Source organism: Parabacteroides faecalis, assembly GCF_022809355.1.
Lineage (GTDB): Bacteria > Bacteroidota > Bacteroidia > Bacteroidales > Tannerellaceae > Parabacteroides > Parabacteroides faecalis.
On the sequence record NZ_JAKZMM010000001.1, the window covers coordinates 115,305 to 130,325 of the forward strand.

A 15,021-nucleotide genomic window follows, 5' to 3' on the forward strand; every position below is an offset into this window, starting at 1 on the left:
AATGGAAAAATATTAGGAAGTATAGACAACTTGATGAGATTATTTCGGAATAGGATAATGTCAACACTTCAGTAAATTTTCACCTAAGTATTGTTTTATGAAAGAACAGATGAATTTTATTTTGTTCGCCCGCGCTGATTATATGTTCACCAACGCTGAATATATAATCGCCCATGCTGAATATATGTTCGCCCTGGGCGAATAAAGATTTCTTCGTTATCAACGAACTATTTTCATGTGGCTTTTAGAAATAAATACTGGCAAGAGATCATACAATCCTGCTCAGGATATAGATACTCTTGCCAGTAGATAAAAAGAACAGATTATTTCTGTTTGAACAAGATTGGCGTGTCGTTCATCGTCGCCCAAGCAGCCATTAAAGCATGGAAGGCTGGATAATCGGCACGTTTGATAAGATTCGAATTGATTTTCAGGCTACGTGAAACTTCTACCTTATTACCTGTCTGTTTGATAGAAAGGATGCAATTACCGGCTGCATTCGAGATGTTTTTCTCGGCAGTCGGAGTACTTAATTCCATATTGGCAGGTACTTCGATTGTATATGTATAAGTTTCGTTGGGCGCATACGGTAAAAACAGATTGCAGTCGCGTGTGCTGTTGAAAGAAGCATACGGCTGATGAGCAACGCCTGCCGGAGAATCAGGCAAACGAAGCAGATAATACCCCGGAACAGATTCGACTTTGCCGGTTGTCTGATAATTGACAGTGATCACATTTTCCTTCTGACTGACGGAAGCATTCTTGTCTCCTGCAGAAAATGCAGTTGCCTTTGAGTCTGAATAAGCCACAAAAGCAGATGGAATATTTGCTTTGATGCTGGATACTACTTCTTTATCCGACAATTTCATCGTTACATCGTAAGAAAGATTCGGTGAGCAAGGAGTCAGATCTACCTCTTCGCCTGTCTTCAGATCCCGTATATCACAATAATCGGCAATCCAACCTATTTCACTCATCTTCGAGCTACCGGAAGTCAATAAATAAGTCTGTCCGTCGGCTTTAGCCTGGATAAAAAGCCGAACGGCTTTCAGAATAGAACATTCCTGAGGATCTTTTACCGGATAGGCAGCACAAACCTTTGTTTCTATCTTGGCAGCCGACAAAAGTCCATACAACAGATTGATCAGTTCTGCATCTGTTCCATAGGCACTCCGAATCACATCTTCGGCCGGACGAATATGATATCCCGTTTCACTTAATGACAAACGGCTATGTGCGAAATCATTGACAATAAAGCTATGAATAGCCTGTAATTTTTCTGTATCGGTATTTTTCCCTTCCGTCAGTGTTTCTGCCAAAGAAATCAGCGGCATACTTTCCGGACGGTCAAACTGACCAAACAGATAATTCAAGGCTTCTTTATTATTCTCGAATGTGGAGCAAGCCAGATATTGCATGTCGCCCGACTCGATACGTTGCATAGGAGCCAACGAAGCCGGTTTTACATTCTTCAACTTCCAACTGATTGTCCGCATGCCTTCTTCTACATTCACTTTAGCCATTACCTGCGGATTAGCCAAACTGTACGATAAGTCTTTGTCAACCGGGACAGTCACAGAAAGAGAATATTCCTTGATAGGACTTGCCTGTTGAATCGGTTCGAAGATATCCAATCCCGGCAGATAACCCGCCTTCGTTGTAATCGTATAATCCAGATAAATCGTAGCTCCCAATTCCAAACCTGTATGAACAACTACCATTTCTTTTAAGTGATTATAGGCTGGAGCGTCTGCAGCAGAACGGGGAAGAACTTCCACGAAAGCGTTATCTGGAGTCTTGACAATCGTACCATCCTTTTGCTTGGTAAAAGAAGAATTGATCTTCAGTGTCTGGTATTCCGGATTGTATTGGATAAATGATTCTCCATATAAACTTCGCATAGCCAGATAAGAATAGATGGTAAGTTCCATGTTATAGTGGAACTCCTGGCTTCCATCCGTATTCAATGTCCATGATTTGATAAGCTTCTTAAATTCGGCTTCAGGAGCCGCAGAAACAGAGATGGCTGTTCCTAATACAATAAGAAGACATATAATTTTATTGATCAAGTTAGTCATAGTTGTATTGATTAGAGTTATTTCTTGATTACTAAATAGTCTCCGTATGATTTGAATCCATTAACGGCTTCCCGGAATCCACACCAGTCGGAAGCTTCATATACACGTTTCTTGAGAGCCAGCTTTTGGTGCAAAACGATTTTATCACCTTCCTGTTTCAGTGAGCCTTCAAAGTCGGCTGCCTGGCTTTGTTTCGCATCACTCTTAGAAACGTTACTTAATGAATATCCGGCCGGCAACTGAATGGTTTCATCTTGTTCAACCAAACGAGAGCAAGCATCTTTGAAACCGAATTCACGCTTTTCCAGGCTTGTATCAATTCGTAAGAAACTCTTAACCGAATTATAAAGGTTATTCATGACCAACGGTTTGATCAATAACGCATCTTCTCCCTTAATGGCATAGTCAGGAATTTCATAACGGAAAACCAATCGGATAGGAGCTGCCTGATAATCTGCCGGATCTTTTCCCCAATCTACACTGATTAATTTGGCTTTAGGAGAAACAGCCAGCAACTGTTTTTCCATGCTGTTCTTCCAATCGCTTTGCCATCCGGTTGTAAATACTCTGCGCACGTTGGAATCAGATTGTCCTTCGGCAGTAACAATCAGTTCTCCACGCAACGTTCCGTTAGCATCCAGCTTGTTGTTAGCTTTCATCCGGAAGTAATGATTTTCAGGAGCAGAAACCGGAGTTACACATAAGTCGGAACCTTCCGGAATACCAGGCAGATAATTCTGTTGTTGTTCGGCACTACTCCATAATTCACGAACGAACGGAACCCAAGTCGGGTCAAGAGGAATATATGTTCCATTCGAAAGTTTAACGACTGCCACGCAGTGGTTGAAATGGTCTGCCGGAATCTTTTCTACCCGGCTGCCAGCCATTGTCATAGCAGGATAAGCTTCGAAACCCGCCATACGTAAGAAAGCAATCAACGTACCGGCAATATCTTTACAAACGCCGCAACGATCGGTATAATTCATCTTCAGGTTATGCAAGGTATAACCTTCGCCTTTTCCCATTGAGATACCGGAATAACGGATGTTATCAGCAACCCAGTGAGTCAGGACCGCGATCTTTTCCATTTCCGTTTTCTTCCCCTTGATCAGTTCATCTACTTTCTTCTGGGCTTCCGGTATTGGTTCAAAGCTTCCATAGTCTTCATTCACCTTATTAAACCAAAGAGATTTGTCTTTCCATTCGGGTGTAGAAGACAACATGAGCTTAGGAGCCGCATCAAACAAGTCAACCATATTGGGTTCCCGTTTTGTCGGAAGAGCATTCTCGAGAGTAAAGGTATAAGATTTCCGGCCATTCTCGTAATGCATGGAAGAAGCACATTCTCCCTGGAAGAATTCAAACTGGATTTCCTTTTCCATCGGAATACTCAGCTTGTAAACTTTACGAACGGTTGGCTCAGAAACCCAAAACGGAACGATATCATAGAACTGTCCGCGCATAGGAGGAATGAAACGGGACTCATCGTCTTCAGCACCTGTCAGCAAAGCATAGGTAAATCCTTTCTTGCTGATTTCATATTCAACGACATCTCCTGCTTCCAGACGGCCCAGTTCCAACATAATTTGACGGGCGCCCCAATAAATAGCACGGGCAGGAGCCGCATAATCACAAGCTTGAGTAATATCAACATTGACTACATCACCATTAGCCCGGTAGATCGTTGCCTGTTTGAATTCGGCAAAGGCTGTCAACGGATCATAATCGTATTTGATAACATGGTTGGCCACACCACCGGCTGGTGTTTGTACTTTAAACTTACGATAAACAGCAAATGATCCGGAACCGGTTGGTTGAACGGAAACAGCTGTACTGTCCAGCAAAGTAATGCAGTCATAACCTGCAAATGCCGGATTCTCTAATGTCGGATCTTGCGGAGCCTGGCAGCTTTCACCGCTCTGAGCCAAGGCAACAGAAGCGAATGACAGCATAGAGAGCGTTACAATTGGTAAATATTTCATCTCTTTCAACTAATAATTAAAAGTTAATAATGTACAAGTTCTGCGGCGAGTTTCCGACATTCCGCCCGACTGATCTTACCTGTCTGTGTCAGGGGAAGAGCTTCTATCCAAAGAATTTGCTTAGGCTGTTGGTATTTCGGTAGGACAGATTTGACTTGTCCTTCCAATTCTTTGGGATCAATCTTCTTCTCATTGTCTTTTTCTACCAATAAAACCAAAGCTTCCCCAAACTTCGGATGCGGAACCGCTGTTAGGGCAAAGTTAACAGAAATAATAGAACGTAGTGTCTTTTCTACACATTCTGTTTGAATTTTTATACCTCCACTATTGATTATGTTATCTTTCCGACCGATAATCTGGAAAGTTCCGTCTGGAAACAGTTCTACAACGTCGTTGGTGACAAGCGTTTCATCGCAGACTTGTGGAGCATGAATGACTAATGTATGATCAGCGGATAACGATATGGATACCAAAGGGAAAGGTGTATAGCGTTCAGATGCCTCTGTTCCGTTCAGTCTTCTCAGTGCAATATGAGAAAGCGTTTCGGTCATTCCGTAGGTAGAATAAATCGTATTCTTCATTTTCCGCAAGGCTGTTTCCAGTTGCTTGTCGATAGCTCCTCCACCAATAATAAGGATATCCGTATCTTCCAGTCGGCTGGCTTCCTGGGGCACCGACAACGAATTAAATACTTGCAATGGAATCATAGCGGCAAACCGGAGATGTTCGTTGACATCTGCCAACGGATGACCGGAAGGTTCTCGGACAATGAGTTCCAAACCGGCAACCAAAGCTCTTACGACGACCATCTTGCCGGCAATGTATCGGAGTGGCATACATAGCAACGCTTTGTCTCCCTTTTGAAGATGTAAGGCTTCGCAAGTGATACGTGCACTGTTCATCATCTGTTCTTTCCGGACAAGCAGTTCTTTGGGCGTTCCGGTAGAACCGGAAGTAAAGACACGCAGCGTAGGAGATTCGTCGAACCATTCATCCAGAAACTGCAACAATTCCTGATAGGGATTATCTGGAAAAGAGGAAAGACCTTTTCTATAAGTTTCCATAGAAAAGGTCTTTCCTTCCATTATAAATGAACAGGCTTGCCAAGAAGCCTGCTGTTTACTATCTTTCATCATGCTTTCAGTATTATATTCCCATTCTCCATACGGATATGATCCATGATGTTGGCTGGTGGGCGCTGGGCCTGCAGTTCTTTCTTCATGAAATCCATAAATGGAGCCACATGGGCAAAATATTTCTTATAACCTTTACATAAGTAATTGAGTCCGGACTCACCGTCGGCAGTATGCAGGAAACGGTTCTTCGGGCATTCTCCGTTGCAGGCAAACAAAAACTCACATTGTTTGCACACTTGCGGAAGTTTTTCGTACTTATCAGCACCGAATTGCAGCTGTTTCGGACTGTACATCATTTCTGTCAATGTCTGTGTCCGGATATTTCCGAGTTTGTAGGCAGGAAAAACGAAATGATCGCAGGCATATACGTCGCCATTAAATTCCATCACTCCGGCATGACCACAGGTCTTTGCCATCGAACAAACGCCCGGTTGCACACCCACCCAATTGGCTAAAGTCGCATCAAAAATCTGAATGAAGAAATTTCCTACATCTTTTTGTACCCATTCATCAAACAAGGCACACAAGAAGTCGCCCCATTTGCCGGGATCAACCGAGAAAGGAGCCAACTTAATGCTTGCATCCTGCTGCTCGGGAGACGTCAATTTGGTACCGTCGGCATGAAAGCCCAGACGTTCAACAATAGGAGCGAACTGGATATAATGACAATCTATCTCTTTGAAGAAACGATAAAACTCTAATGGATAATCTACATTATAATCATTTACGACAGCCATTCCGTTATATTCCACGCCATGTTTCTTGAGAAGCTCTATTCCTTTCATGACTTTATAAAAGGAAGGCATACCCTGCTGGTTTCTCCGGTATTCATCGTGAAACTCCTGCGGACCGTCAATCGACACACCCACCAGAAAGTTGTTTTCCTTGAAGAAACGGCACCATTCGTCGTTCAACAAGGTTCCGTTCGTCTGAATGCAATTGTCAACTCTTCTGCCTTTGGCATATTTCTGTTGCAAAGCCAGTGCTTTCCGGTAGAAACTGATCGGACGCATCAATGTTTCTCCGCCATGCCAGGTAAACAGGACTTCCTGCATCGTCTGGCATTCCATATATTGTTGGATGAATTTTTCCAGTAGTTCGTCTGTCAGAATATGATTCTTGACATCCGGATAAAGTTTGTCCTTCTCCAGATAATAGCAATAGTCGCAAGCCAGGTTACATACCGAACCAACAGGTTTCAGCATGACATACACAGGTCGTGCGAAAGGTGAAATGTTACTCATGATTTCGATTTTATTTTTTCTTGTAGTTCTTGTAATCAATAACAAATGCTTCACTGATCCAGTTGGCCAAAGCCTGACGGTTATTGCTCAATACAATCCGCTGCTGGTCATATTTGTTCTGGATGTTTCCCAATTCGATAAAGGCAGCCACTGGAGTTGTATTCCGTAATACAAACAAATCTCGTTTGCTGACTGTTCCACGGAAACCTCTTCCCGGCTGGTGATGAGCATATTTACGTTGGAAGACATTCTTCATCGTATTGGTTAAGTTCCGACTGGCTCTCGAACCGGTATTATAGAAATAGACATCGGTCTGTTTGCTCCGACTTCGGCTGTCAACATGAATGAACAATGCTCTTTTATAACTTTCCTTATCCGATTTATTCAGTTGGTTGATCTTGTCGCAACGTTGTTGCAGGCGACGGACCTGATTGAGAGGAATAGCTTCCCCCATACAAGTCTCCCGTTTACTGTTCTTTAAATACATATCATTACGAATACCGTCTTTTGCATCTTGGATAATGATATGTACTTTGGCGCCGCGTATCATCAGGTTTCGGGCAATGCGGAGGATAATGTCGTAGGCGTATTCATCTTCATGCAGTTCATGATTTCCCATTTTTCCGATAGCTCCCGGATCTGGTCCGCCATGTCCGCTAACCAGATAAAAGCAAGCTCCTTTCAATTCGTTAGATTCAACGTTGTAGGAAGCTAAGTTTTTTCCAAATAAAGGCTCATATCCTTTGCGCCGTTTCGAAGTCGATTCCGATTTCACCGGTTGTTCATCCTTCTTCAATGGAGGAATGGTGTATTTGACACCGGTGATCAGCATATTGTTTCTGCCTAACTTTGATTTGTTAAGCCGGATAAATTCTTTCTGATAATAACTGCCTGTCCGGTTGAATCGTTTCAGAAAGAGTTCGATTCCTTCTCCATTTTTGGGATAGGCTTTTTCTTGTGCTCCCAAGTTTGCTGGAAGCACAAAGAAAAGTAAGATCAATAATATAATGTATTTGTGTTTCATCTTTATTTTATGAGGCGTTTATAAATTTCCCGGGTTAAATAAATATCATACGAAGCATTATGCAGCTTGTCGGATTCAAGCTCGATTCCTAACGCACGGGCTACTGTTTCTTGTTTGAAGTCGGGCATCTTATGGCGTTCTTCCAATAAATGTTGGGTAGCCAAGACCATCACATCAATCGAGTTTACCCAAAACCAGGAATAAAAGTAATTGTCTCCGTTCTGAACGAAAAACGCTTTCAGGAAATAGTTGTCGAACGAAGCATTGTTGTAACCGGCCAAAAAGAACTTGTCACTACGGTCATATTTATCGACATATTTGGAAAGCATCTGCGTGAACTGCTTGTAGACTTCCTCCATCGGAGGATAGGCAAATATCTGTTCTTTGGTTACGTGGCATATTTTCAATGCTTCTTCATCAACATCACACTGAGGATTCGGACGGACATGGAAATTAAAGGATTCCTTGCATTCTCCATCAATTACAATTTCACCACTGATTTGATGAATCCCGTTTCGCCAATAACGAATCCCGGTCGTTTCCAGATCAAAAAAGAGTATTTTCATCTTCTATACATTATTATATGTGCGGAACAAAGATACAGATATTTTTAGGATAAAGTATTTTTTGTCCGGCGGAAAAGTATCCGGATCGTACATGAAAGTTGGAAAACCGCCGAGATATTCTTTAGTTCACGTCGCGGATTACTTAGTTCACACCGTGGATTACTTAGTTCACGACGCGGATTAAGTAGTTCACGGCGTGAACTAAAGAATTACCGGTAATTTCTGTATCTTTCCCAGTGAGCCGGAATAGAATTAAAAAGTCTGTTTCAGATTATCTTGGACGTTTTTTAGTCAAAAAGCGAGGTTATCCCAAGATTAATCAGTAAGTTTGCAAACAACCTAAAACACAAATTAAAATGTATAAAAGACTTTTCTATGCTTGCACGCTGGCTGGCGCATTATTGGCCAATATGTCGTGTACAAGTACATCGGACACATCGGTATCGGAGATCAACATCATTCCTTTGCCCAGTTCCATCACCCAGGAATCCGGTTCGTTTCTATTGAAAGACGGAATGACGATTGGTATTTCAGACAAATTATTAATGCCTGCGGCCGAGTACTTATCATCGCTGCTAAATCGTTCAACAGGCTATCATTTATCCATCCAGGAAGGAGAGGAAGGAGATATCCAATTGTCGTTGGCCGACAGCTTTTCTCCGAAGGAAGGTAGCTATTCTCTACACATAGACAAGAAAAAGGTTACGATTTCATCGGGTAATTACGGAGGCTTTATTGCCGGAATCCAGACAATTCGCCAGCTTTTCCCTGCCGAGATTGAATCAATGACGGAACTGCCGGGTAATACCTGGACTTTACCTGCCGTAACCATTACAGACGAGCCTCGTTTCAGTTGGAGAGGTGTGATGCTGGACGTTTCCCGTCATTTCTATTCTCCGGATGAAGTGAAGGAATTGCTCGATTTGATGGCTCTTTACAAACTAAATAAATTTCACTGGCACCTGACAGACGACCAGGGATGGCGTATTGAAATCAAGAAATATCCGCTGCTGACTGAAAAAGGAGCGTGGCGTCCGTTTAATTCGCAAGACCGGGAATGTATGCGTCGGGCCCAAGCTGAAGACAACTCTGATTTTGAGATTCCCGCCGAGAAGCTGCGTATCGTTCAGGGAGACACTTTGTATGGAGGCTTTTATACACAGGAAGAAATCAAGGAGATCGTCAGATATGCCGGTATTCGCGGAATTGACGTGATACCAGAAATTGATATGCCGGGGCACATGCTGGCAGCAGTCAGTAACTATGGCGGTGTTTCCTGCTTTGCACAAACGGGCTGGGGAAAGACGTTTTCATCGCCGGTTTGTCCGGGAAAAGAATCGGCTTTAGAGTTCTGTAAAAACGTTTACGCCGAGGTCATTCCTCTGTTCCCTTATAAATATATTCACCTGGGAGCGGATGAAGTAGAAAAAACGAATTGGAAGAAATGTCCGGACTGCCAGAAACGGATGAAAGAAGAAGGATTAAAGACCGAAGAAGAATTGCAATCGTGGTTTGTTCATTATATGGAACACTTCTTCAACGAACACGGCAAGAATCTGATCGGTTGGGATGAAATATTGGAAGGTGGACTTTCAGAAACGGCAACTATTATGTGGTGGCGCAATTGGTATCCGCAATCGTTGCCGGAAGCAACGGCCCAGGGAAATCAGGCTATTTATTGTCCGAATGCAAATTTCTATCTGGATGTACAACAAGATCGTAAATCCGTCAGAAACCTTTATGAATATGTGCTGGCTCCTGATTCTTTAAGCGAGGCACAGCGTAGTCTGATCTTAGGCGCTCAAGGAAATATCTGGTGCGAATGGATTCCGTCTCGTGAACGAATGCACTATATGGCTTTCCCACGGGTAATGGCACTGGCGGAGAAAACATGGAGCAATCCGGATATGTGTTACTGGGATGATTTCCAAAAACGCATGATCGGTCAATTCGAACGTTTGAATATACTGGATGTAAATTATCGTACTCCGGATTTGGAAGGTTTCCATGCTGTCAATGCCTTCGTTGGAGAAACCAACGTTTGTGTTACATGCGCAGATCCAAGTGTGGAAATCCATTATACCACAAATGGTACAATACCAACATTGGAATCGCCGGCTTATACAGGACCGATGAAAATAAACGAATCCACCGATTATGTCTTCCGTACTTTTAAAGCAAACGGAAAGGCAGGAGATATCTTCCGTACCCGTTACATAAAGCAGGAATATGCTCCGGCTGATGCCAATGCCCAGCCACAAAAGACCGGACTTCAGGCTACATGGCACGAAGGACGTTTTGACTCGTGTGCTGCCATTCAAAAGATTCCGGCAAAAGAAACATTCGAAATCACAGATGTAACGATTCCATCGGAAGTGAAAGGAGATATCGGATTAGTAATCAAAGGCTACATTAATATTCCGGCTGAAGGAGTTTATACGTTCTCATTGCTTTCGGACGACGGAAGTATTCTGAAGATTGACGATGAAATCGTCGTGAACAACGACGGGCCTCATGCTCCGGCCGAAATATCCGGACAAAGAGCACTGGCGAAAGGCTTGCATCCAATAGAAGTACAATACTTTGATTATAACGGTGGATTGCTGCAACTCAACGTATATGATCCATCCGGAAAGAAGATGGATGTAAATACAGGAATATATGCTTATTGATTGAATCGGGCATTACGTCCCAGTTAATCATGAAAACAGAGAGTTGTTTAAGTATTGATTTAAGAGAAGAAGGATAAATCCTTGTCAATAGCCTAATTAATCTGCTTAAACAACTCTCTGAAAACAATAAGTAAAGGCTAAAGGACTGATTTTTTATTCTTTTTGTCGATTTTTTTAGAGAGAAGTTGTGAGAATATTAAATTTATTTATACCTTTGCACCCCGTAAGCGGTAAATAACCGCTATCCAAGAAAACACTTCCGCTCTGTTCGTGATGCTAGTTCAGAAAAGAAGTTTCTGAGAAAAAGAAATACGATTTGTATGTCATAGGAGGCGTGCAGGTCTTTTTCTTTATAGAGATTATTTTTCGAATCATTACATGTAATAAAAAGAAGATAGAGATGTCTAAAATTTGTCAAATTACCGGAAAAAAAGCAATGGTTGGCAACAACGTTTCTCACTCTAAGAGAAGAACGAAACGTAAGTTTGATGTTAACCTGTTTACAAAAAAGTTCTATTGGGTAGAACAGGATTGCTGGATTAGCCTGAAGATCTCTGCAGCAGGCTTGCGTACAATTAACAAATTAGGATTGGATGCTGCTATTAAAATGGCTGCTGAAAAGGGTTATTTAAACGCTTAATAGGAGGATTTAAACAATGGCAAAGAAAGCAAAAGGAAACAGAGTTCAGGTTATTCTAGAATGTACTGAACACAAAGACAGCGGTATGCCGGGTACTTCTCGTTATATCACTACTAAAAACAGAAAGAATACAACTCAGCGATTGGAATTGATGAAATACAATCCGATTCTGAAGAAGATGACTTTACATAAAGAAATTAAGTAATAGGAGATTTAAACAATGGCAAAGAAAGCAGTTGCAACATTTAAGAAAGGTGATGGACGTACTTTCTCTAAAGTAATCAAGATGGTAAAGTCTCCGAAAACCGGTGCTTACATCTTCCAGGAAGAAATGATCCCGAATGAAGCTGTTAAAGATTATTTCAGCAAATAATTCTTGAGGATAAAGAAATAAGAAAAGAGGCTTTTTCCCGCCAAAAAGGGAGAAAGCCTCTTTTTTGTTCCCAAATTAATCCTTAACTTTGTGTCTTGAGCCGTACAAAGCAACAGGCTTATACGGTACTTATAACGGATGTAAAATATAAACACATATACTATGAAGTTTGATGTTTCAAGTACTGCATTGTCTTCTCGTCTGCAAGTGGCGAGCAAGGTAATTGCTGCGAAAAATTCATTGCCCATTTTGGACAACTTTCTCTTTAGTCTGGAAGGAGATATGCTGACAATTACAGCAGCTGATTCAGAAACACGTTTGGTAACAACTGTACAGGTGATGAACGCACAAGGTTCAGGTGTTTTTGCATTGTCTGCCAAAAACATTCTTGATCCGTTGAAGGAGTTGCCGGAACAGCCCTTGACTTTTGATATTAATGACGAGAATCTGGAAATCTTTATCTATTTCCAGAATGGAAAATATAACTTCATCGGAGCCAGAGGTGATTTATATCCTCAGCAGAAACCGTTGAAAGAAAATGCCATTTCCATGACCATGGATAGCAAGACGCTGCTAAGTGGCATCTCCCGTTCGTTATTTGCTACGGCAGATGATGAATTACGTCCGGTGATGAATGGTGTTTATTTTGATATCCAGCCTGATAATTTGACTTTCGTTGCATCAGATGGCCGTAAGCTGATTCGTTTGCGTAATTTCTCAGTAAAGAGTGAACAACGGGCAGCTTTTATCTTACCAAAGAAACCGGCCAATCTGCTTAAAAATATTCTGTCGAAAGACGAAGGCGTAACAATGATCAAATTCGATGAAAACAATGCGCATTTCATCAGTGACAGCTTTGAGATGGTTTGCCGGTTGATCGAAGGACGTTATCCGAATTACAATAGCGTTATTCCACAGGAAAATCCTTATAAGGTAACGATCGACCGTGTATCTTTCCTGACTGCCCTGAAACGTGTTTCTGTCTTTTCACAGTCAAGCAGTTTGATCAAGTTACAATTAAAGACCAATGAGCTGACTATTTTTGGTCAGGATATCGATTTCTCGATCGCTGCAGAAGAACATATTCCATGTCAATATAATAGTCCGGAATTAAGTATTGGTTTCAACTCTACTTATCTAATTGAAATTCTAAGCAACATCAGTTCGGAATCAATTGTATTCGAGTTGGCAGATCCTTCTCGTGCAGGTGTTATCGTACCGGAAGTAAATGAGGAAAATGAGGACTTATTGACCTTGCTGATGCCAATGATGTTGAACGATTAAAGCGTTATACTATGCAATTGAATCTGAAAAATCCGTTGGTTTTCTTTGATTTGGAAACAACCGGAATTGATATTGTCAAGGATCGCATCATAGAGATATCGTATGTTAAGGTTTTTCCGAACGGAAAAGAAGAGAGTAAAACCATGCGTATTAATCCGGGAATGCCGATTCCACCGGCTTCTACAGCTATTCATGGCATTACAGACGATGATGTAAAGGATTGCCCGTTGTTTAAGAACGTAGCCAAACAATTGGCTGCCCAAATCGAAGGGTGCGATCTGGCCGGATACAATTCAAATCGCTTTGACATTCCTCTCTTGGCAGAAGAGTTCTTGCGTGCCGGCGTTGATATCGATCTGACACGAAGAAAATTTATTGACGTGCAGACTATTTTCTACAAAATGGAACAACGTACGTTGGCTGCTGCCTACAAATTCTATTGTCAGAAATCACTTGAGAATGCACATACGGCGGCAGCTGATACGATGGCCACTTATGAGGTTTTGAAAGCCCAGCTGGATCGTTATCCGGAATTGAAGAATGATGTGACATTTTTATCTGAATTCTCCAGCTTCACCAACAACGTTGATTTTGCCGGCCGGATGGTTTATAATGAAAAGAATCAGGAAGTATTCAATTTTGGTAAGTACAAAGGTCGCCTGGTTGAAGAAGTTCTCAAACAAGAACCGGCTTATTACAGTTGGATGATGAACGGAGATTTCCCGTTAAACACCAAGCAGAAACTGACAGAAATCAAACTGCGCGGATTTAATGCAAAATAAAGTCTGATTTGTATGCTGAAAGGAAAACATATCATCTTAGGAATTACCGGAAGTATTGCGGCTTATAAAGCTGCCTATATTATTCGGGCATTGGTCAAAAAAGGGGCAGAAGTACAAGTTGTTATCACTCCGGCCGGAAAAGAATTCATCACCCCGATAACTTTATCGGCATTGAGTAGTAATCCGGTCATCAGTGAGTTCTTTTCCAATCGAGACGGTTCTTGGCATAGTCATGTAGATCTGGGATTATGGGCTGATGCGATGTTGATTGCACCGGCTACCGCTTCTACCATTGGAAAGATGGCAAATGGTATTGCAGATAATATGTTAGTGACAACTTATTTGTCTTGTAAAGCTCCCGTATTCATTGCTCCAGCCATGGACTTGGATATGTTTGCCCATCCGACGACACAGCAGAATCTGGATCGACTCCGCTCATTCGGCAACCATATTATAGAACCAGCCGAAGGTGAACTGGCCAGTCATCTGGTTGGAAAAGGGCGCATGGAGGAACCCGACAAAATTGTAGCTACACTGGAAACCTTCTTTGATGAGTCGATGACATTAAAGGATAAAAAAATCTTAATAACTGCCGGTCCGACGTATGAAAAGATAGATCCGGTCCGTTTTATAGGAAATTATTCTTCAGGGAAAATGGGATATGCTTTGGCTGAAGCGTGTGCAGCACGTGGGGCAGAAGTATTTCTGGTGAGTGGTCCGGTTTCCTTACAGGCCAAACACCCGTCAATCCATCGGATTTCCATCGAATCGGCAGAAGAGATGTACCAATGTGCCATGGATGTCTTTCCTTCGGTCGATGCAGCCATCTTATGTGCAGCGGTTGCTGATTACAGACCCGAGATGACTTCTGCAGAAAAGATCAAACGGGAATCGACAGGAGAGATGACGTTAAAGCTGGTTCCGAATAAGGATATTGCCGCATCTTTAGGACAAATAAAGATGGCAGACCAAATATTGGTCGGTTTTGCTCTGGAGACATCGGATGAAGTGCATCATGCAACCGATAAGCTAAAGAGAAAGAATTTGGACTTTATCGTATTGAATTCTTTGCGTGATCAGGGCGCCGGTTTCCGATGTGACACAAACAAAATATCGATTCTGGATCAAGAAGGAACACTGACTGAATATCCGTTGAAGAGTAAACAGGAGGTAGCTGTAGATATTATTAATAAGTTAGTTTCACGATTGAAATGAGAGGAAGAAAACTATTGGGATTGTT

General features: G+C 42.1%; 13 protein-coding genes. 7 read left to right on the forward strand and 6 right to left on the reverse strand.

The annotated features are described in order from the left end of the window. Positions 1–323 precede the first annotated feature (323 nt). From MUN53_RS00490 to MUN53_RS00515, 6 genes are read right to left on the reverse strand one after another with little or no spacing between them, the layout of a single operon-like run. Positions 324–2,078: a DUF3858 domain-containing protein gene (locus MUN53_RS00490; RefSeq protein ID WP_243322938.1), complete on the reverse strand. Its 1,755-nt coding sequence runs from the start codon at positions 2,076–2,078 to the stop codon at positions 324–326. Between the two features lie 17 nt (positions 2,079–2,095). Further along, complete coding sequence (locus tag MUN53_RS00495) at positions 2,096–4,060, reverse strand: DUF3857 domain-containing protein (RefSeq protein ID WP_243322939.1); 1,965 nt, start codon at positions 4,058–4,060, stop codon at positions 2,096–2,098. A 23-nt stretch (positions 4,061–4,083) separates the two neighbouring features. After that, positions 4,084–5,196 (reverse strand): AMP-binding protein, encoded by a 1,113-nt coding sequence (locus tag MUN53_RS00500; protein WP_394803015.1) that lies wholly within the window; start codon positions 5,194–5,196, stop codon positions 4,084–4,086. Then, complete coding sequence (locus MUN53_RS00505) at positions 5,193–6,440, reverse strand: anaerobic sulfatase-maturation protein (RefSeq protein WP_243322940.1); 1,248 nt, start codon at positions 6,438–6,440, stop codon at positions 5,193–5,195. Before MUN53_RS00505 ends, MUN53_RS00500 begins: the two co-directional genes overlap by 4 nt. Positions 6,441–6,450: 10 nt before the next feature. After that, the gene (locus MUN53_RS00510) at positions 6,451–7,464 is read right to left on the reverse strand and encodes an N-acetylmuramoyl-L-alanine amidase family protein (protein WP_243322941.1); all 1,014 of its coding nucleotides are present in this window, start codon (positions 7,462–7,464) and stop codon (positions 6,451–6,453) included. A gap of 2 nt (positions 7,465–7,466) precedes the next feature. Then, positions 7,467–8,030 carry a 3'-5' exonuclease gene (locus MUN53_RS00515; RefSeq protein ID WP_022457267.1) on the reverse strand — a complete coding sequence of 188 codons (564 nt, stop codon included), beginning with the start codon at positions 8,028–8,030 and terminating at the stop codon, positions 7,467–7,469. Between the two features lie 356 nt (positions 8,031–8,386). Here MUN53_RS00515 and MUN53_RS00520 point away from each other — a divergent pair, with 356 nt between their 5' ends. The 7 genes from MUN53_RS00520 to coaBC all read left to right on the forward strand — a co-directional run bounded on the left by MUN53_RS00520 (position 8,387) and on the right by coaBC (position 14,996). Further along, complete coding sequence (locus MUN53_RS00520; protein ID WP_394803016.1) at positions 8,387–10,702, forward strand: family 20 glycosylhydrolase; 2,316 nt, start codon at positions 8,387–8,389, stop codon at positions 10,700–10,702. A 400-nt stretch (positions 10,703–11,102) separates the two neighbouring features. Beyond that, positions 11,103–11,342, forward strand: a complete 240-nt coding sequence (rpmB, locus tag MUN53_RS00525; protein WP_022457269.1) for a 50S ribosomal protein L28 — start codon at positions 11,103–11,105, stop codon at positions 11,340–11,342. Between the two features lie 16 nt (positions 11,343–11,358). Beyond that, positions 11,359–11,547, forward strand: coding sequence for a 50S ribosomal protein L33 (rpmG, locus tag MUN53_RS00530; RefSeq protein WP_005638127.1), 189 nt, complete (start codon positions 11,359–11,361; stop codon positions 11,545–11,547). A 15-nt stretch (positions 11,548–11,562) separates the two neighbouring features. Further along, positions 11,563–11,715 (forward strand): DUF4295 domain-containing protein, encoded by a 153-nt coding sequence (locus tag MUN53_RS00535; protein ID WP_022457270.1) that lies wholly within the window; start codon positions 11,563–11,565, stop codon positions 11,713–11,715. A gap of 162 nt (positions 11,716–11,877) precedes the next feature. Further along, entirely contained in the window at positions 11,878–12,999 is a 1,122-nt protein-coding gene (gene dnaN / locus MUN53_RS00540; protein WP_022457271.1) for a DNA polymerase III subunit beta, read from the forward strand. An 11-nt stretch (positions 13,000–13,010) separates the two neighbouring features. Then, positions 13,011–13,781, forward strand: a complete 771-nt coding sequence (locus tag MUN53_RS00545; protein WP_022457272.1) for a 3'-5' exonuclease — start codon at positions 13,011–13,013, stop codon at positions 13,779–13,781. A gap of 12 nt (positions 13,782–13,793) precedes the next feature. Beyond that, positions 13,794–14,996, forward strand: a complete 1,203-nt coding sequence (gene coaBC, locus MUN53_RS00550) for a bifunctional phosphopantothenoylcysteine decarboxylase/phosphopantothenate--cysteine ligase CoaBC (RefSeq protein WP_243322942.1) — start codon at positions 13,794–13,796, stop codon at positions 14,994–14,996. Positions 14,997–15,021 lie beyond the last annotated feature (25 nt).